This window comes from Bdellovibrio bacteriovorus (genome assembly GCF_001592755.1).
Taxonomy (GTDB): domain Bacteria; phylum Bdellovibrionota; class Bdellovibrionia; order Bdellovibrionales; family Bdellovibrionaceae; genus Bdellovibrio; species Bdellovibrio bacteriovorus_E.
In genome coordinates, this window is record NZ_LUKF01000001.1 from 477370 (window position 1) to 500915 (window position 23546).

Annotated in this window: 23 protein-coding genes; 11 read left to right on the forward strand and 12 right to left on the reverse strand. The window is 45.0% G+C overall.

All coding sequences use genetic code 11. The features are described 5' to 3' along the window. The first annotated feature begins 4 nt into the window (after positions 1-4). The gene (locus tag AZI85_RS02400; RefSeq protein ID WP_063242559.1) at positions 5-1381 is read left to right on the forward strand and encodes a tetratricopeptide repeat protein; all 1377 of its coding nucleotides are present in this window, start codon (positions 5-7) and stop codon (positions 1379-1381) included. Here AZI85_RS02400 and rimO read toward each other — a convergent pair. Beyond that, positions 1378-2751, reverse strand: coding sequence for a 30S ribosomal protein S12 methylthiotransferase RimO (gene rimO / locus AZI85_RS02405; protein ID WP_063242560.1), 1374 nt, complete (start codon positions 2749-2751; stop codon positions 1378-1380). The two genes, AZI85_RS02400 and rimO, sit on opposite strands and share 4 nt — an antisense overlap. Then, positions 2748-3395, reverse strand: coding sequence for a LolA family protein (locus AZI85_RS02410; RefSeq protein WP_063205641.1), 648 nt, complete (start codon positions 3393-3395; stop codon positions 2748-2750). The genes rimO and AZI85_RS02410 overlap by 4 nt, the downstream gene beginning before the upstream one ends. A 747-nt stretch (positions 3396-4142) precedes the next feature. On the opposite strand from AZI85_RS02410, the gene AZI85_RS02420 reads away from it, so the two are divergent. After that, entirely contained in the window at positions 4143-4967 is an 825-nt protein-coding gene (locus AZI85_RS02420) for a protein-glutamine glutaminase family protein (protein ID WP_063242562.1), read from the forward strand. Here the strand turns inward: AZI85_RS02420 and AZI85_RS02425 are convergent. The 6 genes from AZI85_RS02425 to AZI85_RS02450 form a co-directional block, all read right to left on the reverse strand. Then, positions 4964-5434, reverse strand: a complete 471-nt coding sequence (locus AZI85_RS02425) for a 23S rRNA (pseudouridine(1915)-N(3))-methyltransferase RlmH (RefSeq protein WP_063242563.1) — start codon at positions 5432-5434, stop codon at positions 4964-4966. The two genes, AZI85_RS02420 and AZI85_RS02425, sit on opposite strands and share 4 nt — an antisense overlap. A 3-nt stretch (positions 5435-5437) precedes the next feature. Then, positions 5438-6469 carry a nicotinate (nicotinamide) nucleotide adenylyltransferase gene (gene nadD, locus AZI85_RS02430; protein ID WP_063205649.1) on the reverse strand — a complete coding sequence of 344 codons (1032 nt, stop codon included), beginning with the start codon at positions 6467-6469 and terminating at the stop codon, positions 5438-5440. After that, complete coding sequence (gene obgE, locus AZI85_RS02435) at positions 6469-7500, reverse strand: GTPase ObgE (RefSeq protein WP_063205651.1); 1032 nt, start codon at positions 7498-7500, stop codon at positions 6469-6471. The genes nadD and obgE overlap by 1 nt, the downstream gene beginning before the upstream one ends. A 188-nt stretch (positions 7501-7688) precedes the next feature. Next, positions 7689-7949 carry a 50S ribosomal protein L27 gene (gene rpmA, locus AZI85_RS02440; protein WP_011166148.1) on the reverse strand — a complete coding sequence of 87 codons (261 nt, stop codon included), beginning with the start codon at positions 7947-7949 and terminating at the stop codon, positions 7689-7691. 26 nt (positions 7950-7975) lie between these two features. Next, positions 7976-8533, reverse strand: a complete 558-nt coding sequence (gene rplU / locus AZI85_RS02445) for a 50S ribosomal protein L21 (RefSeq protein WP_063205655.1) — start codon at positions 8531-8533, stop codon at positions 7976-7978. 208 nt (positions 8534-8741) lie between these two features. Next, positions 8742-10217 (reverse strand): hypothetical protein, encoded by a 1476-nt coding sequence (locus AZI85_RS02450; protein WP_172795290.1) that lies wholly within the window; start codon positions 10215-10217, stop codon positions 8742-8744. A gap of 158 nt (positions 10218-10375) precedes the next feature. On the opposite strand from AZI85_RS02450, the gene AZI85_RS02455 reads away from it, so the two are divergent. Continuing rightward, complete coding sequence (locus AZI85_RS02455) at positions 10376-10687, forward strand: helix-turn-helix domain-containing protein (RefSeq protein WP_063242565.1); 312 nt, start codon at positions 10376-10378, stop codon at positions 10685-10687. On the opposite strand, the gene AZI85_RS02460 is transcribed toward AZI85_RS02455, so the two are convergent. Beyond that, positions 10647-12167, reverse strand: coding sequence for an Rne/Rng family ribonuclease (locus AZI85_RS02460; protein ID WP_063242566.1), 1521 nt, complete (start codon positions 12165-12167; stop codon positions 10647-10649). The genes AZI85_RS02455 and AZI85_RS02460 overlap by 41 nt on opposite strands. A gap of 118 nt (positions 12168-12285) precedes the next feature. Between AZI85_RS02460 and AZI85_RS02465 the strand changes: the two genes are divergently transcribed. Next, positions 12286-13383, forward strand: a complete 1098-nt coding sequence (locus AZI85_RS02465) for a type IV pilus twitching motility protein PilT (RefSeq protein ID WP_063242669.1) — start codon at positions 12286-12288, stop codon at positions 13381-13383. 1 nt (position 13384) lies between these two features. On the opposite strand, the gene AZI85_RS02470 is transcribed toward AZI85_RS02465, so the two are convergent. Continuing rightward, positions 13385-13759: a hypothetical protein gene (locus tag AZI85_RS02470; RefSeq protein ID WP_063242567.1), complete on the reverse strand. Its 375-nt coding sequence runs from the start codon at positions 13757-13759 to the stop codon at positions 13385-13387. A gap of 60 nt (positions 13760-13819) precedes the next feature. Between AZI85_RS02470 and deoC the strand changes: the two genes are divergently transcribed. The 7 genes from deoC (at position 13820) to AZI85_RS02505 (ending at position 21866) form a co-directional block, all read left to right on the forward strand. Continuing rightward, positions 13820-14482 (forward strand): deoxyribose-phosphate aldolase, encoded by a 663-nt coding sequence (deoC, locus tag AZI85_RS02475; RefSeq protein WP_063242568.1) that lies wholly within the window; start codon positions 13820-13822, stop codon positions 14480-14482. Further along, complete coding sequence (locus tag AZI85_RS02480) at positions 14482-15801, forward strand: thymidine phosphorylase (protein ID WP_063242569.1); 1320 nt, start codon at positions 14482-14484, stop codon at positions 15799-15801. The genes deoC and AZI85_RS02480 overlap by 1 nt, the downstream gene beginning before the upstream one ends. Before the next feature lie 27 nt (positions 15802-15828). Next, entirely contained in the window at positions 15829-16644 is an 816-nt protein-coding gene (locus tag AZI85_RS02485) for a purine-nucleoside phosphorylase (RefSeq protein WP_063205669.1), read from the forward strand. 229 nt (positions 16645-16873) lie between these two features. Beyond that, positions 16874-18103 (forward strand): S8 family peptidase, encoded by a 1230-nt coding sequence (locus tag AZI85_RS02490; protein ID WP_063242570.1) that lies wholly within the window; start codon positions 16874-16876, stop codon positions 18101-18103. A 138-nt stretch (positions 18104-18241) separates the two neighbouring features. Then, on the forward strand, positions 18242-19810 hold the full coding sequence (locus tag AZI85_RS02495; protein ID WP_063205673.1) for an acyl-CoA carboxylase subunit beta: 1569 nt from the start codon (positions 18242-18244) through the stop codon (positions 19808-19810). Between the two features lie 24 nt (positions 19811-19834). After that, the gene (accC, locus tag AZI85_RS02500; protein WP_063242571.1) at positions 19835-21337 is read left to right on the forward strand and encodes an acetyl-CoA carboxylase biotin carboxylase subunit; all 1503 of its coding nucleotides are present in this window, start codon (positions 19835-19837) and stop codon (positions 21335-21337) included. Position 21338: 1 nt separating this feature from the next. After that, entirely contained in the window at positions 21339-21866 is a 528-nt protein-coding gene (locus AZI85_RS02505; protein WP_063205676.1) for an acetyl-CoA carboxylase biotin carboxyl carrier protein subunit, read from the forward strand. A 192-nt stretch (positions 21867-22058) separates the two neighbouring features. Here AZI85_RS02505 and AZI85_RS02510 read toward each other — a convergent pair whose 3' ends face one another. After that, positions 22059-22463, reverse strand: a complete 405-nt coding sequence (locus AZI85_RS02510) for a hypothetical protein (RefSeq protein ID WP_063242572.1) — start codon at positions 22461-22463, stop codon at positions 22059-22061. Between the two features lie 148 nt (positions 22464-22611). Then, positions 22612-23541 carry a hypothetical protein gene (locus AZI85_RS02515; RefSeq protein WP_063242573.1) on the reverse strand — a complete coding sequence of 310 codons (930 nt, stop codon included), beginning with the start codon at positions 23539-23541 and terminating at the stop codon, positions 22612-22614. Positions 23542-23546: the final 5 nt, after the last annotated feature.

The window sequence follows — 23546 nt, forward strand, 5'->3', positions numbered from 1 at the left end:
ACATATGATGACTGGACTGAATTTCAATCGTTCCTTATTTATCCTGTTCTTGGCTTTTGTCTCATATTCATACACTCCCCAGGCTTTAGGCCAGAGTAAGGATGAATTCTCTCTCTTCGAAAAAGAGCTCGACGCAAACTCTTCTGCGGAGGTAAAACCTTCATCGGCGCCGAAGTCTACAGAGAAAAAGACTTCGACTCCGGCGAAAGCAATTTCTGCTCCGGCAGCGAAAGCCACTCCAGCTCCGTCGCCTATACCAGCACCCGCAGCTAAGACGGCCCTACAACCAACTAAAGAATCTCCGGCTCCAGTAAGTCCTGCGGCTCAAACGCAAACTACACCCACTCCGGTTGATGCGAAAATCCCAGAAACCGTGGCGGCTACCGTATCTACAAATTCCAGCGAAGAAACTTCAGATCAAAAGATTGAGCGCTTAAAAAAGGAAATCCGCAGCGGCCCTAAAAATGGCGCTTTGATCGTTCAACTAGCAGAAGAATTTTACAAAAAAGAAGATTACGAAAAAGCGACGCTGCTTCTGTGGAAACACGTCGATAAAATTGATCGCAAAGGTTTGGTTCTGCTAGCAAAGGCCCATGAAAAACGCAAAGAACCGAACGAGATGTTGCGTGCTTTGAATGTCCTTATCGGAAAAGACGAAAAAGATTTTGAAGCTTATTCACTCATGGGTAATGCCTATGTCATGAGCCGCAAAACCAAAGACGCGATGGAAAGCTATAAAAAAGCCACCGAACTGAATCCCCAGTATGAGCCGGCTTATGATGGCTTGATTGACCTTTACGAAAAACGAGAGCCGCCAAATCTTTATGAGTTGCGCATCCTTTATCAAGACATGGTTCAGAACATCGGACCTCGTCCTCAATATCTGCGCAAACTTTGCGAAATCAATACGATGGATGCTACTTATGAGCCAGCGGTTCATGCCTGCAATGAAGCCATTCGTAAAGACCCTAAAGTCGCTGACGGTTACGTTTACCTTGGGATTAGCCAGAAGGCCTTGGGTGAAGACGACGTGGCTTTAAAAACGCTCAAGAAAGCTTCTAAAGACTTTCCTAAGTCAGAGTTGGCGCAATATCAGTATGGAAAGCTCTTAGAAGATCAAAAGAACTATGTCGATGCGATGAAACAGTATAAGGCAGGTACAGAGGCAGATCCGCAAGCGGCCCGCTCTTGGTTGGGACTTGCTACTTCGTCGTTTGAAATTCGCAAATTTGATCTGGCTTTGATCGCGTTTAAGAACGCCTGCAAGTATGACAAAAAAAATGCCGTGGCCTTTAGAAAAGCCACGACAATTTTAAGAAACCAGAAGAACTCTCAGTGGATCGGAAAGTTTGAAGACGCTTCCGAAACCTGTACGTTCTAGTTTTCAGTAACGATACCACCTAAAAGGTCGTATTCCATGCTGTCGGTGATGTGAACTTTAACCATATCGCCGACTTGCGCATCACCTTCATTGATAAGCACAACACCATCGATATCCGGAGCTTGACCCCAGAAACGGCCTTGCAATAGCAAGTCTGTCTCTTCACTAAAACCTTCAACGATCACGTCGATAGTTTTACCTACGAAATCCGCATGTTTTTCGCGAGAAATATTCTGCTGAATTTCCATCAAAGCATCGTGACGATACTGTTTTGTTTCTTCATCAATTTGATTTTCCATGCGGCCACCTGGAGTATTCTCTTCTGGAGAATACTTAAAGCAACCTACGCGGTCGAATTGTTGTTCAGCGACGAATTGCAAAAGTTCTTCGAACTGTTCTTGGGTTTCGCCTGGGAAACCTACGATGAACTGAGTGCGGATCACAGCTTCAGGGATGTGCTCGCGGATATTCATCAACGCCGTTTCGACTTCGTCACGAGTCATCTTACGGTTCATGCTCTTAAGAACAGCGTCGTTGATGTGCTGCAAAGGCATGTCGAAGTACTTCACGATCTTTTTGCTATTTTTAATTACTTGAACCATCTCTGGAGTGATTCCATCTGGATACAAGTACATCAAACGGATCCACTGAAGACCTTCAACTTGATCCAAAGCTTTCAATAACTCAACCGGGCTTTCTTTGCGCGTTGGATCTTTGCGACGGATGTCCCAGCCGTAGTCCGTGAAGTCATGGCTGATAATAATAAGCTCTTTCACACCACCCGCAACTAGAAGCCTTGCTTCGGCCACGATGGCGTCGATAGAACGAGATTGAAGATTTCCGCGAATCAAAGGAATGGCACAGAAAGCACAACGCTTCATGCAGCCTTCAGAGATTTTCAAATAAGCACGATGACCCGGTTGCGAGTTCACGCGTGGAGTCGCTTCCTCTTGAAGATAAGTAGGAAGGTTGAAGAAAGTTTTCTTCGTGTCACCAGCTTCTGAATTTTTTAGGATCTTAGCGATATTTTGGAATTCACCCGAACCTACGAAAAGATCAGCTTCCGGCAAACCTTCAACAAGGTCGTCTTTATAGCGCTGAGTTAAGCAACCAGCGACAACGACTTTTTTAATTTTGCCTTCTTGCTTTAGATCACTCATATCCAAAATTCTTTGGATGGATTCCTTTTTAGAATCTTCGATGAAACCACAAGTATTTACGATCACGGTGTCCGCATCTTCAGCCTCGCCAACAACTTGGTAGCCGTCTTTCATCAAAGTGCCAGCCATGATCTCACTGTCGACAAGATTCTTTGGACAACCTAAAGAGATAAAATGAACTTTGTTGTTTTGAGTTGTCTCTTGTTTCATAGATCCGTCACCTGTGCACCTTTAGGCGGTTGGTATTTAAATAAACTTTTCTTTTCTTTTTTCTTAAACTCGATGTCCGAAAACTTCAGCGTCGTTAGATTTCCGATATCGTCTTTATAAGAAATCTCGTTCAGTGTGCTGTCTTTCGGGTTTATCACGACTTGCATCGACTTCACCGTCAGATCGTCGTATAGCGGGGTTACATCGAGCTTTACAAGGTCGCCCGCTTTTTCTTCCTTCTGAACCTTGAAGTTCTTTTCTAGATCCGTTCCCAGAAGCGAAGAAATCAAAATATGCGACCTGGTTTTTTTATCGACCTTGCCTTTAGCTACTTGGACAGGCCCGCCGAATTCTTTTGGAGGAGTTTGCTCGCTCCAAATTGTGGAACCATCGAAAACCAAAAGAGTTTGCTCTGGTTTCGTGTTTTCCCAACGGAACTTACCGTTTGCTAAAAAGATTTTTCCTTCGTGCTTTGTTTCTTTGCCTAGAAGTTCTGACTTCACAGACTTTTCCACGCTCATTTCCACAAGCTTGGCGTTACGATATTTCTTAGATACTTTTTGAAGAGTCCCATTCCCCGTTGCTGCAAAAACACCCCAGGAAAAGGTCATAAGGAAAAACAAGATACTGATTCTTTTAAACATTCGCGATTTATAGCAGATGTCTGGACGCTCCGCAAGAGAGCCTCCTATGGGCTAGCACCCAAACCTCAAAATGGGCCGGGCACCCCAAGGCTATGTGAGCCGCCCTCGCTGTAGCCCCCGTAGTTAAGACATCATCGGCAAAAATCCAAAGCGTCTCAGGCGCAAAGTCCACAGGGCTTGTAGATTTTTCACGAAGCCTCATCTCGATGAGAGCCCTCTCGGCACGGTCCGCACCCCTCTGGTGGTGCTTGGAAAGCTTCTCCAAACAGGGGTGCAAACTCGCTCCCAATGACTCCGCAAGCCCTTGGGCCCAGGCAAAAGAGTGGTCCTTTTGATCGATACGTTTTGCCGGGGCAGGCACCACTTGGATACGACGGTTGGAAGTGAGGTTCGATAAATTTTTTCGAGCGAAATCTTGGGCGTAATACCTCCAAGCCTCTTCGTTTCCGGTTCCCTTCAGCGATAAAACGAGTTGAGAAAGAATGTCACTTCTTCCTGGATCCCAACTATAGTGAGCGCGCACTTGAAATGGCGGCACCAAAATCGGAGTGGATTGCTCCCAGCGATCGAGTTTTAGAGCACAATATCTACAAAACCTTCCCTTCGTGACCAAGAAAGATCCGCAATTCAGACAGCACGACAGGTGTTTCTTAAATAAATTAAATGTTGGATTCATCACAGTGCTTCTACTGCAAATTCTTTGACAGCTTTTGCGGCCAGGCCTAGAAACTGACTAGAGGGGAAATCATGAAACTTTTTGCTCTGATTCTGACTTTAGGTCTTTCACTTCAAGCCTTCGCGGCTCATCGTGGTCTTTCGCCAGTGCGCAAGTCCGGTGAAACTTATCAACAAGCTCGTGATCGCCATCTCTTCAATTGGAACTTCAAAATTCCATCTCCATTTCCATCGCCGTTTGATGATCATCAAGAGGAGATGTCTTTTGGTTCTCCGGTTGATAGATATAAAAAACCTTTGAAGAATTTGGATCTTAGCGAAATCCCGGACGTGGGTTCTTACGCGGATCTTGAGCGTGAATTCAAGTATGTTCGCGACACTCGTTTTCTTCAAACAGAAGATCCCTCATTCCCTCGTCGTTTGACTTGGATGTATCCTGATGACGGCTGTTATGCTCGCGCGGAAATGGCAAAGATCGGATTGGTTGAGCACAACTTCCCGGCACCTAAGAAGATTTTCGTATTCGGAAATTTGCACGCAATCACTAAGAACTCACCCACCGGTGATGTTATGTGGTGGTATCACGTAGCTGTCACTTACAGAGTGGGCAACGAAGCCTACGTTTTTGATCCTGCAATTGAGCCATCCCGTCCATTGAAATTAACAGAGTGGAACGACAAAGTCGGCGGCAGCCGCTCCAACGTTCAGTATACAATCTGTCACAAAGATACTTTCGATCCTTCGCAAGATTGCGTGAAGCCTCATGCTTTGACTGAAAAAGAAGCTGTGAGCGAACAAGTTTCCTTCTTGGAATACGAATGGGACCGCGTAAAAGAGTTGGGTCGTGATCCTTACAAGGAATTGGGTGAATTCCCGCCTTGGTCGGTAGCTCACTAGATATTGTGATATGGAATTTTTTTGATGATCGTAAAGGCGCGGTAGATTTGCTCTAAGCTCATCGCCTGCGCCATTAAGTGATTCATCACCATCGGTGACAAAGCCACCTTCAGATCGGCTCTTTTGCGAACGTCTTCGTTCACACCGAAAGCGCCACCAATAATAAAAATAGCGCGCTTCTTAGAGCTTCCCAGAATATTTTCGATTTTTTTAGAAAACTGAATCGAATCAAAAGCAGAGCCGCGTTCGTCAAAAAGAACGACGAAGTCATCGCTATTGATATTTTTAAGAATGAGTTCGGATTCTTCGTTGCGTTTAAAATCCGCATCTTCGCGCGCGGATTTTTTTGCTTTCAAACTTTGAATTTCAAAAGGAATAAAGAAAGAGATCTTCTTTTTGTACAACTCGCTGACCTCATCAGCCCAAGCCTCTTTGGCCGTCGCGAGATTGTACAAAATGAATTTCATAGATTACTGAGCCTCGCCCTTACCCAAGTAAGGATCTTTGAAACCAAGGTCTTTGCCTTCTCTCCAAAGGTTTTCAAGACTGTATTCCTGACGTACGAAATCATAGAAGATGTGAACGATCAAAGAACCGTAGTCCACAAGAACCCAACGTCCTTCGTCGATACCTTCCACACTTTGTGGATGCACGTTGTATTCTTCTTTTACCGCCATCACGATGTTTTCAGCCATAGCAGCCGCGTGACGAGTCGAAGTACCTGAAGCAATCAAAGTGTATTCACTTGGCGCGGCAATACCAGTTAAATCAAAACCACGTACATTGATGCCTTTCTTTGCGAACAAAACATTCGCGCAGAATTCAGAGAACTTTTTGAAGTCTCCGATACGGTCACCCAAGTTACGGTAAAGCTTGTGATCTTTGATATAAGATTCAACGGCTAGCGGAAGATATTTTTCTACCGGTTTACCCGTGCGCAACCACTTACGAAGTTCACTTGCAGAAATTTCGATATCACGCAAAGTGATGAACTGAATGTTACGACCCGTGTTCAACTCGATAAAGTTGAAGTCAAAGTCGGAAACCATTGGCTTTAAGTAGCCAGGCATTTCATCCAAAGACTCTGGAGTTTCGTAACCAGGACGAGTTGTTACAACCAAATTCACTTCTGAAAGAAGCTTTTGATAGTCTTTCCATTGCGAAAGCTCTTCGAACTTATCTGCACCAACAACCAAATAAAGATCGTTCGCATCGTAAGTTTTACGAAGATTCAAAACTGTATCAATCGTGTAGCTCATGCCACCGCGTTTGATTTCTTGATCGTCTACGAAGTAAGTCTCGCCATATTGTTCAAAGGCTAGGCGAGTTAGTTCCAAACGTTGTTCTGCTGTTGGACCCTCAACCGGAGTTTTCAAAGGATTTTGAGCTGCAGGAACGATGTGAACTTTTTGAAGGCCGACTTTTTTCGCTACTGTTTGAATAGCGTTGATGTGGCCCATATGCGGTGGATTAAAACTTCCACCAAAAATACCTATTTTCATTATTCTTCTTCCTCTTGCATGATTTGACGAGCAAGTTCTTGAATAAATTCTTTGATATTTTTGCCCGTCACTGCCGAGATTGCGTAAGGCTCTTGGCCCGAAATATCTTTGAACTTATTTTTAAGTTTCATCAGTTGTGTTTCGCTTAATGTGTCGATCTTGTTGAGCACAACAAACTGAGGACGCGTGGCAAGAGGGAAGAATCCTTCTTTGTCTTCGTTGTTGGTGTCGTACATCTTAAGCTCGTTATTAATATCTAAATAGTCTTCCACTGGATCACGTCCCGACATCCCGGAAGCATCAATCAAGTGAATGAAAAGACGTGTGCGTTCGATGTGTTTTAGGAATTGAATTCCTAATCCCACACCTTCGTGCGCGCCCTTCACTAATCCTGGGATATCCGCAACGACGAATGACGTGTAGTCACCGGCTTTGACGACACCCAAGTTCGGAGTCAAAGTTGTAAAAGGATAATCCGCGATCTTCGGACGAGCCGCAGAGATGCGCGAAATCAAAGTGGACTTTCCAGCATTTGGAAAACCAATGATTCCCACGTCGGCGATCAATTTCAACTCAAGCTTAACTTCAATCTCTTCACCGTCTTCGCCAGGTTGTGCGTAGTCCGGAGCTTGATTCACACTTGTTTTGAAAAACTCGTTACCCATTCCGCCACGTCCGCCTTTAAGCAAAACGTATTCAGAAATTCCCGTCATATCGACAATGATTTCGCCTTCAAGAGTACGAATCACTGTTCCTTCAGGAACAATCATCACAAGGTCTTCACCGTTGTGACCGGATTTTTGTCGACCCATACCCATCTGGCCATTTTGTGCCGCATATCTTTTGTTCTGACGAATATCGACAAGAGAATTGATATGTTTAGACGTGCGGATAATGACGTCGCCGCCTTTTCCGCCGTTACCACCATCAGGACCACCGCGAGGCATAAGCGATTCACGGCGATAGCTGACGCAACCAGGACCACCTCGGCCTGACGCAAGAGATATTTTTACTTCATCGATAAACTTCATATAGCACCAACGGTCACGGCTGTATCACAGATTCACTGAGATGGGCATGCCAGAGTAAGGACATTGAAAGCGTTATAGGGGGAAAAGATGTGGGGTGAGGCCCAAACAGAAAAAGGAGCCAGTTTGAGGTGGCTCCTTTTCAGTATGAAAAATTCTTGATGCTTATCAGAACTGATTAATCGAAACGATTAAACAGCTTTTGGATAAACACTAACTTTGAAACGCTCTTTAGAGAAACGTTCAAACTTAACAAGACCTTCGACAACAGAATAGATCGTGTAATCGCGACCCATTTTAACATTGTTACCCAAGTGGAATTTTGTTCCACGTTGACGAACAATGATTGTTCCCGGAAGAACTTTTTCACCACCAAAGCGTTTTACACCTAAGCGTTTACTCTGTGAATCACGACCGTTCTTTGTACTACCACCGGCTTTTTTACTTGCCATGACTAACCTCTCTTAAGAATTAAAAATTATGCTTTCTTAGAAGTTTTCTTAGCTGCTTTTTTCTTAGCGCCAGTTGCTTTTTTTGCAGTCTTTTTAACTGCTTTTTTAGCAACTTTCTTTTTCGCTACTTTTTTAGCCGCTTTTTTAACAACTTCTGCAGTTCCTTTGTTCGCTGCGCGCTCTTTACGAGCTGCTACGCGAGCTTGTGCTTTTTCTGCACGAACTGCTGCTACGTCTACTACTTTTGCAGATTCATCTGTTTTCGCAGTTTTACCGTCGAAAGAGATCGCCTTAACAAAAAGCTCTGTGAACTCTTGTTTGTGAGTTGCAAACTTTCTGTAACCTTGACGACGCTTCTTTTTGAAGACGATTTGTTTTCTTGTTTTAGCTTGTTTTGTAACTACAACAGTTACTTTCGCGCCTTTTACAAGAGGTTGACCAACAGCAGTGGACTCACCACCAACCATCAAAACTTCGTTGATTTCAAACTCTGCGCCAAGTGCTTGCTCAAGCTTATCTACTTGAAGAACGTCACCAGCTTGAACTTTATATTGCTTACCGCCTGTACGAATAATCGCGTACATGAAATACCTCCAGCTACCCGAATTAAGCCAATGGTAAATGCCACCTCGCACTAGGTTTTGTCAACCTAATACATGCTATTTTTTTCAGCTTTAAAAGGGAGAAAAAGAGAATAGCTTTGGCCCCCCTTAAATGCAAATCATTGTTGCAGTTTTTTAGAGGGGTCTAGGGTTAAAAGAAAAGCCTGTTTTTTCAGCAACTTAGCTACTTTTAGGGCCTTAAAAGTTCACGCTTAATCGCGTCGCTCAGTTGCACCTTCGGGTTGTTTACAAGAGCTTTAATCATCTCCATGTGATCTTTATATGCCTTCTCAGTACCCGCTGTACGAGCTTTGGCGGCAATAACGCGCAGCTCATCTTTTTCTCGGCGCAAAGATTCAAAGATGACTTCGGCCTTCTCACTGCTGTTTCTGATGGCACTTTTGCTTTCCAGGAAATATTCCGCCGCTTTATCGTAACGGCCGGCCTGGGCATTAATGCCTGAACCTACTAGATAATCCCGTTCAGACTTCTGCACTTTCGCATCTTTCAAATAGACTTCATAAGAATCAGCAGACTCTTTATACTTCTTCGTCGCTTCTTCTATCTTATTGGACGTGCGAAGCTTGTCGGCTTCCAAGCGTGTTTGATTGAAGTAGACTCGAGCTTTATAGCTATCGCCATACATGCCGGCAATTCCTTGGCGCATCAGTTGATTTCGTTCAACATCAGAAAAACCTGCGGCCTTTAAAAGATCTGCTTTCTGTTTTAAGTCGGCTGCAGAATAAGTTCCGTAACCACGCCCGGTCTCTGAAGCTATTTCGTGAGCTTTGACCAAGGCCTCTTTTTGTTCCGCTGTCAAAGCACGGCCCAAAGATTTTTCAGCCTCTGCGATACGTTCGGCGTTTGAAAGCTTGGCCATCTTTGCTAAATCCACGGCCGCTTCGCCTGCTTTACTTGCGACCGCCGTTTCTTTAGCGGCCAATCCACCCGCTTGCAGAAGTTTTGCAAGCTTCGGCGCTTTCGCTAAAACATTCACTGCTTTTCCAGGGCTCACGACAGAAAGAACACCGTAACAAAGCATCTCGGCTTGAGCTTCGTTATTAAAACACGCAAGCTTCACACCTTGCTTTTCTAGGTATTGCTTTCCTTTTTCTAAAAGGTTTAATGAAACCTCAGACATCTTCTTAAGGTCGGCGTCGCTAAGCGAACCATCTTGGCGCATTCTCCATAAAGCCAGTGGTGCTAAAATCGGATTTGAGAACATCACAGCCTTTGAATATGTTTTGATTGATGAATCAAACGTGCTTGAGCGGCACTCGGGACTGTTCCAACATTCACGAATATTGGCTGCTCCCTTTCCTGCTAAATCAGGGATTGAAGAAAGAGCTTCCCAAAAATCTTTACCTACTTCGACAGCGCCGGAAAAACATCCCTTCAACTGATCTATGGGTCTCATTAGACCTGAATCACAAACTGCACCTGGGGAGCATGAACGAATAGAAGAAGCGACTTCGGGGTCGGACTTCGCCAGGTTTTCGCAGCCCGCAAGCTTTTGCTCGGCCTTACACATTTCCGAGGCCAGCTTTAAGGGTTCAGGAATTCGTTCGCAATCTCCTAAAAATTTCGAACATGACAAACTGATGTCGGCAGAAAGCACCGACAATGGAAAAAGCAAAGTTAGAATAAGGAGTTGAATCGCCTTCATAAACATTACATCGGCATTTGATCATGGTTCTAAACCGCTTTTATGGAATAACTATGGACGGAAGGTAACCCGGTCTAGGCTAGGTAGGTACTGCTGCGCGTGATGCAATCTCTAAAAAGAAATTTTAGGGTTATTGAAAACAAGGTGAGGAGTTCTCGATGAAGAAGGTTGGGGAGTTTCTGAAAAAATCTCGCGAGGCTAGAAATCTCTCTCAGGGAGATGTTTCCACCCACCTCGGCTACAACACCCCTCAGTTCATCTCAAATTGGGAACGCGGTCTTTCTCTTCCCCCCGTCACCACTCTAAAAAGCCTCGCAAAACTTTACAAAATAAATGCTGACGAACTTTTTCAAATGATTTTGGAAGAGCACCTTGAACAAACAGCAGAATCTCTTCGCCAAAAATTTGAGGAAGAGAATCTAAAATATTCTAAACAAAGAAAATCTCGTACTGCTCTAAGTGGTAGTTAGGCTCGATCTTGAAAGCCACTGAACGACCGAGTTTTTTCTCGATGCTTTCAAGACTTTCACCCTCAACTTCATAAATCCAATCCACCACGCCACTATGGCAATGAATGACGACATTTGTTTTCTTATTGATAAGCATGTCGGCATCGCGCTCAAGCTCACGGAAGATTTCATTCGCGACAGTTGATTTGCGCTTAATATAACCTTTGCCATCACAGTAAGAGCAAGGCTCACACAAAGTCTTAATAAGACTTGGACGAATGCGCTTACGAGTCATTTCCACAAGTCCCAATTGCGACATTGAAACGATATTTGTGCGTGCACGGTCGCGACCCAACTCTTCCGCTAAAGCTTCTAAAACTTTTTCGCGGTGAGATTCTTTTTCCATGTCGATGAAATCGATGATGATGATACCGCCGCAGTTACGAATGCGCAGTTGGTGGGCCGTCTCGCGAACCGCTTCCAGATTGGTTTTTAAGATGGTGTCTTCCAGGTCTTTTTTACCGACGAATTTACCGGTATTTACGTCGATAACGACAAGGGCTTCGGCTTCATCAATCACAATGTAACCGCCGGACTTTAACCAGATTTTTCTTTCCATCGAGCGAGAAATTTCAATATCGATGTCGTACAAATCAAAAAGAGGTTTTTGCTCTTCGTAAAGGACGATGTTCTGCTTGTACTTAGGCATGAACTGGGACACGAACTTCACAACTTTTTTATGAATCTCGATACTATCAACCCACACGCTTGTCACATCTTCGGACATCAAATCACGAAGCGCACGCAACTCAACATCGAGCTCCGTGTGAACCATGCCTGGTGTTTTTTTCTTTTCGTAGTTTTTGAAAATCTCTTTGCTAAGACGATCTAGGTATTCGATGTCGGCCTTCAACATCTCTTCCGATGCGCCCTCCCCTGCCGTACGTACGATCACGCCGCCGGAAGGATTGATTTTTTGAACAAGCTTACGCAGACGTTCACGTTCTGTTTCATCTTCGATACGACGAGAAATTCCCAAGTGGCGCACCGTCGGTAAAAACACCACGAAACGGCCGGGCAGTGAAAGATGTGTCGTTAAACGCGCGCCCTTGGTGCCCAGCGGATCTTTCGCCACCTGAACTAAAATGGACTGACCCTCTTTCAATAAATCCTGAATCGGAGTCTTGTTTTGGTGAGAAGGAAGTTTGTCGTCGTCCCCTTCCATTTCCAAGGGTTCCTCACGATCGACGTCAGAAAGGAAGTTGTCGTCCACGTCTTCACGAATGTCGCCCACATAAAGGAAAGCCGCTTTTTCTAAACCAATATCCACGAAAGCCGCCTGCATACCAGGAAGAACTCTTAAGACGGTCCCGCGATGGATCGACCCGACCAAGGTCGGCGAAGTTTTACGTTCAATTTTTAAATCAGAAAGAATGCCGCCATCGACATAGGCCACACGAGTTTCTTGAGGTCTCACATTGATGAGAATTTCAGCTGACACAACAACCTCCTACCCTAGTTCATTAGTCCAGAAACAAGACCGAGAGCAAATAATATTTAATATTGAAACACATCTGGCCGAAAAGATCATGGAAATAGAGCCTTTACCGGAGATTACGATGGCAACAATTGATGAACTGTTCAAACTCATGGTGGAACAAGGAGCCTCCGACTTGCACATTACAAGCGGTGCACCTCCGTATTTGCGTCTCCATGGAAACATGATTCCGTTGAACTATCGCGAATTGACGAACCAAGACGTACAAGGTTTGCTCTTCGAGATTCTTTCTGAGAAGCAGAAAAAAGCCTTTGTCGAAAAATGGGAACTGGATTTCGCTTACACTCTTTCAGGCATTGGACGTTTTCGTTGCAATATCTTTATGCAAAGAAAAGGTCTTGGCGCCGTTATGCGTATCATTCCAGAAAAAATTAAAACGGCACAAGAATTGGGTTTACCTCCAGCAGTAATGGATATGATTGATTGCGATCGTGGTTTGATCTTAGTTACGGGTCCTACGGGTTCCGGTAAATCAACAACGCTTGCAGCGATGATCCATCAGATCAACGCCACTCGTGAAGCGCACATCATCACGGTGGAAGACCCGATCGAGTTCGTGCATCCCAACTTAAAAGCCTTGGTGAATCAACGTGAAGTGGGAAGTCACACGAAAAGTTTCGCGAACGCCTTGAAAGCGGCCTTGCGTGAAGATCCAGATATCTTGCTGGTCGGTGAGTTGCGTGACTTAGAAACTATTTCGTTAGCATTAACGGCAGCGGAAACAGGTCACATCGTATTTGGTACTCTTCACACGAACAGTGCCGCGAAAACTGTCGATCGTATCATCGACGTTTTCCCTGCAGGCCAACAACAACAAATCCGTACGATGCTAGCGGAAAGCTTGCGCGGAGTTGTCGCGCAAACACTTTTCTCGCGCGCCGATGGACAAGGTCGTGTGGCTGCTTACGAAATCATGCGTAATACAAAAGCCATCTCGAACTTGATTCGTGAAGGTAAAGTCCATCAAATCCCTTCAGCCATGCAAACAGGCTCAAGTCAGGGTATGGTGCTTTTCGAAAAATACATCGAAGACTTGGTTCGCAAAGGAAAAGTTTCTGCAGCCGATGCAAAAACTTTCTTGGGTCAAGCTGGCGGTGGAGATACGACGATTCAAGGAACTATGGCCGGAGGCTCTGCCCCACGCACCAAAGTTGGCTAATTTAGAAATCGTAAGAAAAATGAACTATTGAGGGAGCCTTGGCAAGATTTGCCAGGGCTCTTCTGCTTTTCAACTCTTGATCAAACACATTGGAATAATCATAAGTTTTAGCTGCGGGGCGCGAGGAGTCATAAACAACGTAACCCAAGCCCGCCGCAAATCCGATCAAAGCTCCGGTCGTAATATTATTCGTGTGCTCTTCGGGTTCACCGTAGAATGAAAGTGTGCTCAGCCCCAGGATGGCTCCGCCAAGACTGGAAAACAAAACAGTGGCGATACTTCTTTTTACCGTTCTGTCTGCTTGCGCAAAAGAAGCTGAGGAAGTGAACAAAATCACGGATGTTAATAAAACTGAGGTCCACTTCTGTGGCGTCATGATTGCCTCCTGCAACGAACTAAGATAACTTTTCTTATTTAAACACTCTTGAGGTGCCCGGTGCAACTAAGTCGTTATATTGATCATACTCTTTTGAAACCTGAAGCGCAGTTAGCGCAAATCGAAAAACTCTGTGCAGAAGCCAAAGAACACGGCTTTTTCAGCGTTTGCGTGAATACCTCCTATGTTCCAGCATGTGCGGAACTTCTGAAAGACTCTTCCGTCAAAGTTTGCTGCGTTGTCGGCTTTCCTTTGGGAGCGATGGATACAGAAAGCAAAGCTTTTGAAACTTCAACGGCTATTAAAAACGGTGCTGGCGAAATCGATATGGTGATCCATGTCGGCGCTTTGAAAGACCGTCGCTTAGACTATGTGCGAGATGATATCAAAGCCGTCGTGAAAGCGGCGCAAGGTCGCACGGTGAAAGTGATCATCGAGACATCCCTTCTTAATAACGAAGACAAGGTGTTGGCGTGCAAAGCGGCGATGGAAGCCGGGGCTCACTTTGTGAAAACATCCACAGGATTTGGCGGTGGTGGTGCGACCGTCGATGATGTCAAACTCATGAAATCAGTTGTTGGTGATGCGCTGGAAGTAAAAGCTTCTGGTGGCATTAAAGATATCGCTCAAGCCAAAGCGATGATTGATGCAGGGGCAACTCGCTTGGGAACAAGCTCTGGAATCATCATCGTACAGGGCGGCACCGTTCAAGGAGGTTACTAATGGCATTTCTTCCGGCAGAAATTATTAAAGCGAAGCGCAACGGTCGCGAACTTTCTTACGACGAGATCAATGAATTTATTCTAGGATATGCGCGCGGTCAGATTCCTGATTATCAAATGTCGGCGCTTTTGATGGCGACCTTTTTTAAGGGCATGACGACGGAGGAAACTCTCTCACTCACGAAAGCCATGCTTCACTCTGGTGAAGTTGTGGATTTTTCTTCCGTACCGGGATTTAAAGTCGATAAACACTCTACTGGCGGCGTGGGTGATAAGACCAGTTTGATCCTTGGTCCCATCGTTGCCGCAGCTGGTGTGCCCGTACCGATGATCTCCGGCCGCGGCTTAGGCCATACCGGTGGAACTTTAGATAAGCTTGAATCTATTCCTGGATTCAATACGCAAAAATCTTTGCCTGAATTCGTAGAGCTTGTTCGCAAACATGCGATTTGTTTTATCGGTCAAACAAAAGAAATCTGCCCTGCGGATAAAAAGATCTATGCTCTTCGTGACGTGACGGCGACAGTGGAAAGCCTTCCACTGATTTGTGCTTCTATCATGTCTAAGAAATTGGCCGAAGGCATTGATGGTTTGGTGCTGGACGTGAAGTTCGGCTCTGGCGCTTTCATGAAAACTCCAGCCTTAGCAGAAGAACTCGCTTTGAATTTGATGGCGATTGCTAAAGGTTATGGAAAGAAAGTTACATCTTTGCTAACGAATATGGACCAACCCTTGGGTCGCTTTGCCGGAAATTCTTTGGAAGTCGAAGAATGCGTTGCAATCATGAAGAATGAAAAGTTCATGGGGCCGGGTGGTTACGATCTTTATGAGGACACGCGCGAACTCAGCCTTCAGCTTTCTGCTCACATGCTGCTTTTGGCAGGAGTTGGCCGCACGGCTGAAGAATCTTATAAAATTGCCTTAGATATGCTGACTTCAGGAAAGGCGATGGCGAAGTTTGAAGAGCTTTGCGGGATCCATGGCGGAAATCTGAAAGCCCTTCCAAAACCACAACACAAAATGACTATTACCGCAGAAAAGGCCGGTTATGTGCACGGCTTCCACACAGAAAGCATTGGTATTGCGGGCATTATTATTAAAGCCGGACGTGCACAGACCACCGACGTGATCGCGCCTACAGCCGGGATAGAATTTCATGTTAAAGTCGGCGACGAAGTGAAGGCTGGCGACACTGTGTTCACGTTGCACGGCGATGACAAAGACTTGCTGCAATCGGCAGTTCCCCTGTTGAAATCAGCGGTGAATATTTCCTTGCCAAAAATTGCAAAGCCTAGTTTGATACTGAAGACTTTGAGCTAATACTCGAGGGACGCAGAGGAGAAAATTTTGGTATTAAATAAGCTTCAAGAAACCATCACCTATATCCGTACTAAAACTTCGGCTAAACCGAAGATCGGTGTTGTTTTAGGTTCCGGTCTTGGTGCTTTCGTGAAGGATGTGGAAGTTGAAATCACACTTCCTTACAAAGACATCCCGCACTTTTCTCCCCCGACAGTTGAAGGCCACTCTGGAAATTTGATTTTCGGTAAAGTGAACGGTCAACAGATTGTGATTCTTCAAGGTCGCAATCATTATTACGAAGGACACAGCATGGAAAGTGTTGTGTTCCCTACTCGTACATTAGCGATGTTGGGTATTGAAACTTTGATCCTGACAAACTCTGCCGGTGGTTTTGGCGAAAACATGCAAGCTGGTGACTTCATGATTATTGAAGATCACATCAACTTGATGGGTACGAATCCCTTGATGGGCCCGAACATTAAAGAACTGGGTCCTCGTTTCCCTGATATGACAGAAGCTTATGACAAGCGTTTGATCTCTATCATGGAGCAAGTTTTGTTAAAGCAAGGCACACGCTTTCACAAAGGTGTTTACTGTGGCGTGAGTGGCCCTACTTATGAAACGCCTTCTGAAGTCCGTTACTTGAAACTTATTGGCGGCAAAGCTGTCGGTATGAGTACGGTTCCAGAAACAATTGCAGCAAACCACTTGGGTCTTCGCGTGGCGGCTTTAAGCTGTATCACGAATTTGGCGGCGGGAATTTCATCGCAAAAACTTTCGCACGATGAAGTGACTGAGACCGCAAAACGTGTCGAAATTCAGTTTTTATCTTTCCTAAAAGAATTTATCGGACAGATCTAAATCAGGTCTTATTTCCCTACAAAACATGAGGCTTCTTAATGTCATTATTTAGTGACTGTGGAGCCGTAATTTTTCAGCACTAGGCTTACCTTTAGATCCTTGGGTCCAGGTCCAGTTTAAACCGTTCTAGCCTCAAATTAAGACATATAATTACCGAAGAGCTAACCGATTGGGCCAACCGATTGCGTCTCACTAATAGGGACCAGGATGGCCCGCACAGGGAGTGAACATGGATGTTCAAAAAATTCTCTCGGCGGTTGTCTGCATCTTCGTATTAGCATCTTGTGGCAACAAATCGCCTAGCACCGTATTTCCGGAAAATGGAGCGATGGACTCGAGCGCATGCACGGGCCAAGCAATCCAGAATAAATTCATCGTCCAATGGGAAGATGGAAAATTTACGGTGGAACAGGCCGCAAACGCTGACGAATTTACGAAAAATTTTATCGAGCCACAGCTAGAGAAGATCCGCTATGTGGAGTTCGACCGTCAAATTCAAACATCTAAAACTGATGAAATTCAAGCCAATGCCTATTCCGATAGTTGGGGGCAGACAAAGATAGGTGCGCCTTCTTTGTGGGCTCAAGGCATTCAAGGACAGAATGTTAAAATCGCCGTTGTTGATGCGTTCGTCGACACAAGCCATCCGCAAATCAAACCGCGTATTGCTGTGAACACGGCAGAGATTCCCAATAATGGCAAAGACGATGACGGTAACGGCATTGTTGATGACTATTATGGAGCTTCATTTGTCTCTATTCCAAATAACAATCCAACACCCAGCTCGCATGGAACTCATGTGGCAGGTATTATCGCTGCGGACGAACGCTATGGTTCTGTCCAAGGTGTCGCTCCTCGATCGCAACTGATTCCTGCGCAATTTATTGCCAATGATGGTGGTGGTTCGTTAGGTGATGCGGTTCTGGCTTTGCAATACTCGGCTTCGCGTGGAGCTAAAATTATTAACGCAAGCTGGGGTGGAGCTCCGTGTGTGGCTTCTCTAAGAAATGCCTTCGTTGAACTTCAAGGAAAAGGCATCTTAGTTATTGTTGCCGCTGGTAATGATGGACGTGATGTCGATGTTTACCCTGAGTTCCCCGCTTCATTTGGTTTAGCAAATCAAATCACAGTCGCTGCTTCTTCGGTGTCTGATTTCATGACCTCTTGGTCAAACAGTGGATTCAATCTTGTTCACGTCGCGGCTCCGGGAGAAAGAATTCTAAGTACGGTTCCTGGTAACTCGACAGCTTATATGGACGGCACAAGCATGGCAGCTCCGATGGTTTCTGGTGCGGCAGCGCTTTTGTGGAGTGCTCGCCCGACCGCTTCGGCAGCGCAAATTAAGCAGTCGATTTTGCAGTCCGTCGATGTCGTTCCAGGACACGAATTTAAAGTAAAAACTCAAGGACGCATTAACGTAGAAAAGGCGTTTGAAGTCTTAAAGCAGTTAGTTCCATAAATTCAATAACATAGCCTCAATCGCGCGTCGCATAAATAGTAGGCGGCGCGTCTCTAATTTTAAGGTGATTCCTAACAACCTCATGATAGATTGGTCCCTTGTTTTTTAAGGGTCTTCCCCTTCATAAAAAGGAATCATATGAGCACAGAAATTTCATCTGGCATTCAAGCTCGCCTCAACGATCTTGAAAAACGTAATGAAGCTGCAATGGCCGGTGGTGGCGCTGCACGTATTGCGAAACACAAACAAGGTGGACGTCTTACTGCCCGCGAAAGAATTGATGTTCTTGTCGATCCAGGCAGCTTTGTCGAGATGGACCGTTTTGTTACTCACCGTTGTACTAATTTCGGTATGGATAAAACTGTTGTTCCTGGTGACGGTGTTATCACTGGTTACGGTCGTATCAACGGCAAACTCGTTTATGTCTCTTCTCAAGATTTCACTGTCATCGGTGGATCTATGTCGCGCACTCAAGCTAATAAAATCTGTAAAGTGATGGATTTGGCGATGAAAAATGGTGCGCCTTTTATCTCTATCAACGACTCCGGCGGAGCTCGTATCCAAGAAGGTATTGAATCCTTGGGTGGTTACGCGGACATCTTCACTCGCAATACAATGGCTTCTGGATTGATCCCGCAAATCACGGCGATCATGGGCCCTTGTGCGGGTGGTGCCGTTTACTCCCCTTCCATCACTGATTTTGTCTTCATGGTTAAAAACACAAGCTATATGTTTGTGACAGGCCCTGACGTTATTAAGACTGTGACTCACGAAGAAGTGACGAAAGAAGACTTGGGTGGCGCAACGACTCACTCTGCGAAATCAGGTGTGGCTCACTTCGCAGCCGAAGATGACAAGCACTGCTTGTTGTTGATTCGTGAATTGATGAACTTCCTTCCTTCAAATAATTTGGATGATGCTCCCGTTCTTCCGACGAATGATCGTCCGGACCGCGTGACTGAATCTTTGAATACATTGATTCCAGAAAATCCAAAAAAACCTTATGACATGTTGGGTGTTATCACTGAGTGTGTGGATGAAGGTTACTTCCTTGAGGTTCATAAGCACTTCGCGCAAAACGTGATCGTGGGTTTTGCACGCTTCAACGGACGCCCTGTAGGTATCGTCGCAAATCAGCCGAACGTACTTGCAGGTTGCTTGAATATCGAAGCTTCTCGTAAAGCGGCTCGTTTCATCCGTTTCTGTGATGCTTTCAACATTCCTATCGTTTCTTTCGTCGACGTTCCGGGCTTCTTGCCGGGTAAAGACCAAGAGTGGAACGGTATCATCACTCACGGTGCAAAACTTCTTTACGCTTATGCCGAAGCGACTGTGCCTAAGATCACGATCATCACTCGTAAAGCTTACGGTGGTGCTTACATCGTCATGGGCTCTAAACTTCTTCGTTCTGACGTGAATCTTGCTTACCCATCTGCGGAAATCGCGGTGATGGGTGCTGAAGGTGCCGTTAGCATCATCAGCCGCGAAGAGATCTCGAAAGCTAAAGATCCTGTCGCAGAAAAAGCTCGCCTCACAGCAGAGTACGAAGCGAAGTTCAGCAATCCATATGTTTCTGCAGAACTTGGATACACAGATGAAGTGATCGAGCCAGCTATGACTCGTAAACGCATCATTGATTCACTCGAGATGTTGAAACATAAACGCGACATTATGCCGGCTAAAAAGCACGGAAATATTCCTCTTTAATGAGAGAGTGAAGGAAAGCTTTATATGGCATTATTTAAAAAAATTCTGATTGCGAACCGTGGAGAAATCGCTATCCGTATCACTCGCGCTTGTCGTGAGTTGGGTATCGGATCTGTTGCGGTTTTCTCTGATGCGGATCGTGACAGTCTTCACGTTTTCTTGGCGGATGAGGCTTATCACATTGGGCCTTCTCCTTCGAAAGAAAGCTATTTGAACTACAAAAAAATCATCGAAGTGGCAAAACAAGCTGGCGTGGATGCGATTCACCCGGGTTACGGTTTTCTTTCTGAAAACACTGTTTTTGCCAAAGCTTTGGAAGAAGCGGGCATTACATTCATCGGCCCTACGGTTTCTAATATTGAATCCATGGGTGATAAGCTTTCAGCAAAAGCCTTGATGAAAAAAGCCGGTGTTCCGACGGTTCCAGGCAGTGACGGCGGTGTTGAGACGGTCGAGCAGGCGCAAGCTATTGCTGAAAAAATCGGTCTACCTGTCATCATCAAAGCCTCTGCCGGTGGTGGTGGTAAAGGGATGCGTGTTGTTCGTAAGATGGATGAACTTGAAAGTGCGTTCCGTGCGTGCCGCTCTGAAGGTCAGAACTATTTCGCAGATCCTACCGTGTACATCGAAAAATTCATCAACGATCCAAAACACATCGAGATTCAAGTGTTCGGCGATCAACACGGCAACCACGTTCACTTGTTTGAGCGTGAGTGCTCGGTTCAACGTCGTCACCAAAAGATCATTGAAGAATGTCCATCCCCTTCAGTGCCGAACGATGTTCGTTTGCGCATGGGTGATGCGGCTGTTCGCGCAGCTAAGCAGATCAATTACGTGGGTGCGGGTACTATCGAATTCATTTTCGATAACACGACAAAGGAATTCTACTTCATGGAGATGAACACTCGTCTTCAAGTAGAACACCCGATCACTGAAATCGTGACTGGTTTTGACTTAGTAAAAGAACAAATCAATGTAGCGGCCGGCAGACCTCTTTCTTTCAAACAGGAAGATATCAAACAAAAAGGTCATGCGATCGAAGCGCGTATCTGTGCTGAAGATCCTATCACGTATAAACCTCACCCTGGTGTGATTCGCGCTTGTCGCCATCCGCAAGGTCCGTTCATGCGCGTGGATTCTTACGCATATCCTGGTTACGAAGTTCCTATCTTCTATGACCCAATGATCGCGAAAGTCATCACTTGGGGTGATAAGCGTGACGAAGCTATCGATAGAATGCAGCGTGCGTTGTCAGAGTTTGTTCTAACCGGAATTAAAACCAACATCGTTCTTCATAAAACGATCTTGGATCATCCGAAATTCCGCGATGGATCTTATACGACTCAGTTTATTGAAAAGAACTTTGAAGTGATCGAACCACAGCTCTTTAAAGAAGTTGAAGATCCGGTGTTTTTGATTGCAGCGGCTATCACTGCTTACAATGACCGTAAATCCAAAGATGTTCGTCAGTTGAACCTGACTTCAAACTGGAAACGCGTCGGTCGTAAACTTCAATTAAGGACGTAACATGTATTTTGAAGCAGAACTTAACGGCAAAAAATATAAAGTCGACGTGACTGAACAGCGCTCTACTTGGAAAGTTTCTTTACAAGAAGAAGGTAAAAACTGGCTTCACTACGACATTTCTAAACGTGACTTTAAAGAGGCCGAGCAATACATCAGCTTCCTTTTTGAAGGGAAATCTTACTTGATTGACGTGATCGGGCAAGACACTGAATACACTGTGTTTACTCGTAACTCATTCCGTACAATCAAGGTGTTCAATGATGAAATGCTTCTGCATGAATCTTTGAAAAAGGGCGGCAACTTCGGCGCCGACCAAGAGCTGAAATCCGGCATGCCTGGTAAGATCATCGAGATCTTTGCAAAAGAAGGCGAAATCGTTAAAGCCAATAAGCCGCTTCTAATTATGGAAGCGATGAAAATGGAAAACGAAATGCGCGCCACTCGCGACGTGAAGATCAAAGAAATCAAAGTTAAGCAAGGCGACTCGGTTGAATCCGGGGCTGTGTTGATTAAGTTTGAAGAGCCTTAGGGCTTAAAGAAAAAGGGGCTGATGAAGCCCCTTTTTTGTTAGAATTTGATTGTATTTCTGAGCAGAGAATTAGGTCTATTAACTTCAACTGGTGAATCTGAGTTTTGGTTCTGACCATTAACCAACAATCCCTTTGTGCCGATGCGCCAGCAGTAGGGAGAGCATGTGCGCAAATATCCTACCGTTGCTCTATTAAGGCTTTCCATCTTCAACTTCATGTGGCTTTAAGTTGAGCGACTGTAAAATGTAATTGAGGTCAGATTCATTTAAAAAACCCAGCTTTAACATTGGAAGACCATCGTTTCGATAGAGAAACAATCTTGATTTGCCGATCTTTTTATAAGAAGAAAAACTAGTCTTCTTAATCGCCTTGAAGTTAAGACTAAAAAAGTGGCGTACATATATATGCAAATCTTCAATTTTAACTGCAGGAATTCTAACTGCACATAAAGAAAATGTTAAAAGTACCACTCCCAAGCAGATGTAAATTGCCTTGTATGTTAAATTTTCTTCTGGCAAAGCACTAAAGAAAAGGATCAGAGAAATAAGAATAACTCCTACTGTAGTCTGTTTTCTATGATAAATAGATTTCATCATTACTTGCCTTGCTCGTCAGCTAGCTTATCCAAAGCATCTTTTTGGATCGTAATTTTCAACAAGATCGCAGTTATTCCCGCTGTAACCGCAGCACACATAACCGCCGCGGCTAATGAAGCCCCTTTTTTATTTCTATATTCGTTAGCGCTTATTTCGTACCGCTGGATTTTTTCTCTTTCGGTGCGGGGCTTGCGGGGTTCCCCATCATTCCGCCAGCATTCATACCGCCGGTAGCACCCATCATAGCACCTGTACCGCCACCGCCGATCATCATACCCATGCCACCACCGTAAACGCCCATTCCTGGATACATTTGACCGCCCATTGCGCAGGCTGTGATGAAACCTGAGACGTCCATGTTGCCGCCGATTTCTTGTTTTGGTTTTCCCGCCCATTCAAAGGTGGCAAAAGATTTTCCTTCTTTAGCTAGTTCCTTTTTTCTTTGATCAAAGGCCATCTGTGCGGAAGCGATCAAACCCACGCATTGGCTTGCGTTCTGGCTGCCGATTTGTTTCATCATCGGTTCGATTTTTGCGCAGAAGTCTTTATCGTAAGTAACTTTCGCTTCCACTTTTTTATCGTCAGGCATTTGATACATCAGACTTTGCTTGATATCGCATTCAGAACCGTTGCGCTCAAAAGTAGTCTCGGTGGCTTTTGTGATTGGCAAGTTCCAGCCGTTCTTCTTAGCTTCTTCGCGGTATTTCTTTTGTTCAGTGATGTCGAATTCTTTATTCACAGAAACGATTTTTCCGTCCTGTCTTTTTACGTGAATTACGCGCTGAACAGTTTCAAACTCTGGCTTTCCCATGCCAGTGCCCATTTTCATTTGTTTCGTTTTATACACGATGGTCTCTACGCCATCTTTGTTGTTACGAGACACGATGTTTTCCGGGCGCAAAACCTGAGTAGCGCCATTCGCATCGAAATAGAGTGATGAGCCGTCGGCATCCATTCCATAAGTAAAATCTTGGACAGCACCATTAGCAGCCATGACACACTTATCGCCAAAATAACCCATTGTTGTTGCATGCGCAGAACCTGCTAACATGACCAAGCCAAGAACTGTTTTAAACATTGTTC

What these genes read in the sequence shown, in the direction of transcription:
- rplU (WP_063205655.1), bottom strand. Translation starts at nt 8,533, where the DNA reads ATGTACGCGATTATTCGTACAGGCGGTAAGCAATATAAAGTTCAAGCT.
- rpmA (WP_011166148.1), bottom strand. Translation starts at nt 7,949, where the DNA reads ATGGCAAGTAAAAAAGCCGGTGGTAGTACAAAGAACGGTCGTGATTCA.
- AZI85_RS02450 (WP_172795290.1), bottom strand. Translation starts at nt 10,217, where the DNA reads ATGAAGGCGATTCAACTCCTTATTCTAACTTTGCTTTTTCCATTGTCG.
- AZI85_RS02490 (WP_063242570.1), top strand. Translation starts at nt 16,874, where the DNA reads ATGGATGTTCAAAAAATTCTCTCGGCGGTTGTCTGCATCTTCGTATTA.
- AZI85_RS02425 (WP_063242563.1), bottom strand. Translation starts at nt 5,434, where the DNA reads ATGAAATTCATTTTGTACAATCTCGCGACGGCCAAAGAGGCTTGGGCT.
- AZI85_RS02400 (WP_063242559.1), top strand. Translation starts at nt 5, where the DNA reads ATGATGACTGGACTGAATTTCAATCGTTCCTTATTTATCCTGTTCTTG.
- AZI85_RS02505 (WP_063205676.1), top strand. Translation starts at nt 21,339, where the DNA reads ATGTATTTTGAAGCAGAACTTAACGGCAAAAAATATAAAGTCGACGTG.
- AZI85_RS02465 (WP_063242669.1), top strand. Translation starts at nt 12,286, where the DNA reads ATGGCAACAATTGATGAACTGTTCAAACTCATGGTGGAACAAGGAGCC.
- AZI85_RS02510 (WP_063242572.1), bottom strand. Translation starts at nt 22,463, where the DNA reads ATGATGAAATCTATTTATCATAGAAAACAGACTACAGTAGGAGTTATT.
- AZI85_RS02515 (WP_063242573.1), bottom strand. Translation starts at nt 23,541, where the DNA reads ATGTTTAAAACAGTTCTTGGCTTGGTCATGTTAGCAGGTTCTGCGCAT.
- obgE (WP_063205651.1), bottom strand. Translation starts at nt 7,500, where the DNA reads ATGAAGTTTATCGATGAAGTAAAAATATCTCTTGCGTCAGGCCGAGGT.
- AZI85_RS02455 (WP_063242565.1), top strand. Translation starts at nt 10,376, where the DNA reads ATGAAGAAGGTTGGGGAGTTTCTGAAAAAATCTCGCGAGGCTAGAAAT.
- AZI85_RS02480 (WP_063242569.1), top strand. Translation starts at nt 14,482, where the DNA reads ATGGCATTTCTTCCGGCAGAAATTATTAAAGCGAAGCGCAACGGTCGC.
- AZI85_RS02470 (WP_063242567.1), bottom strand. Translation starts at nt 13,759, where the DNA reads ATGACGCCACAGAAGTGGACCTCAGTTTTATTAACATCCGTGATTTTG.
- nadD (WP_063205649.1), bottom strand. Translation starts at nt 6,469, where the DNA reads ATGAAAATAGGTATTTTTGGTGGAAGTTTTAATCCACCGCATATGGGC.
- AZI85_RS02410 (WP_063205641.1), bottom strand. Translation starts at nt 3,395, where the DNA reads ATGTTTAAAAGAATCAGTATCTTGTTTTTCCTTATGACCTTTTCCTGG.
- AZI85_RS02495 (WP_063205673.1), top strand. Translation starts at nt 18,242, where the DNA reads ATGAGCACAGAAATTTCATCTGGCATTCAAGCTCGCCTCAACGATCTT.
- rimO (WP_063242560.1), bottom strand. Translation starts at nt 2,751, where the DNA reads ATGAAACAAGAGACAACTCAAAACAACAAAGTTCATTTTATCTCTTTA.
- accC (WP_063242571.1), top strand. Translation starts at nt 19,835, where the DNA reads ATGGCATTATTTAAAAAAATTCTGATTGCGAACCGTGGAGAAATCGCT.
- AZI85_RS02420 (WP_063242562.1), top strand. Translation starts at nt 4,143, where the DNA reads ATGAAACTTTTTGCTCTGATTCTGACTTTAGGTCTTTCACTTCAAGCC.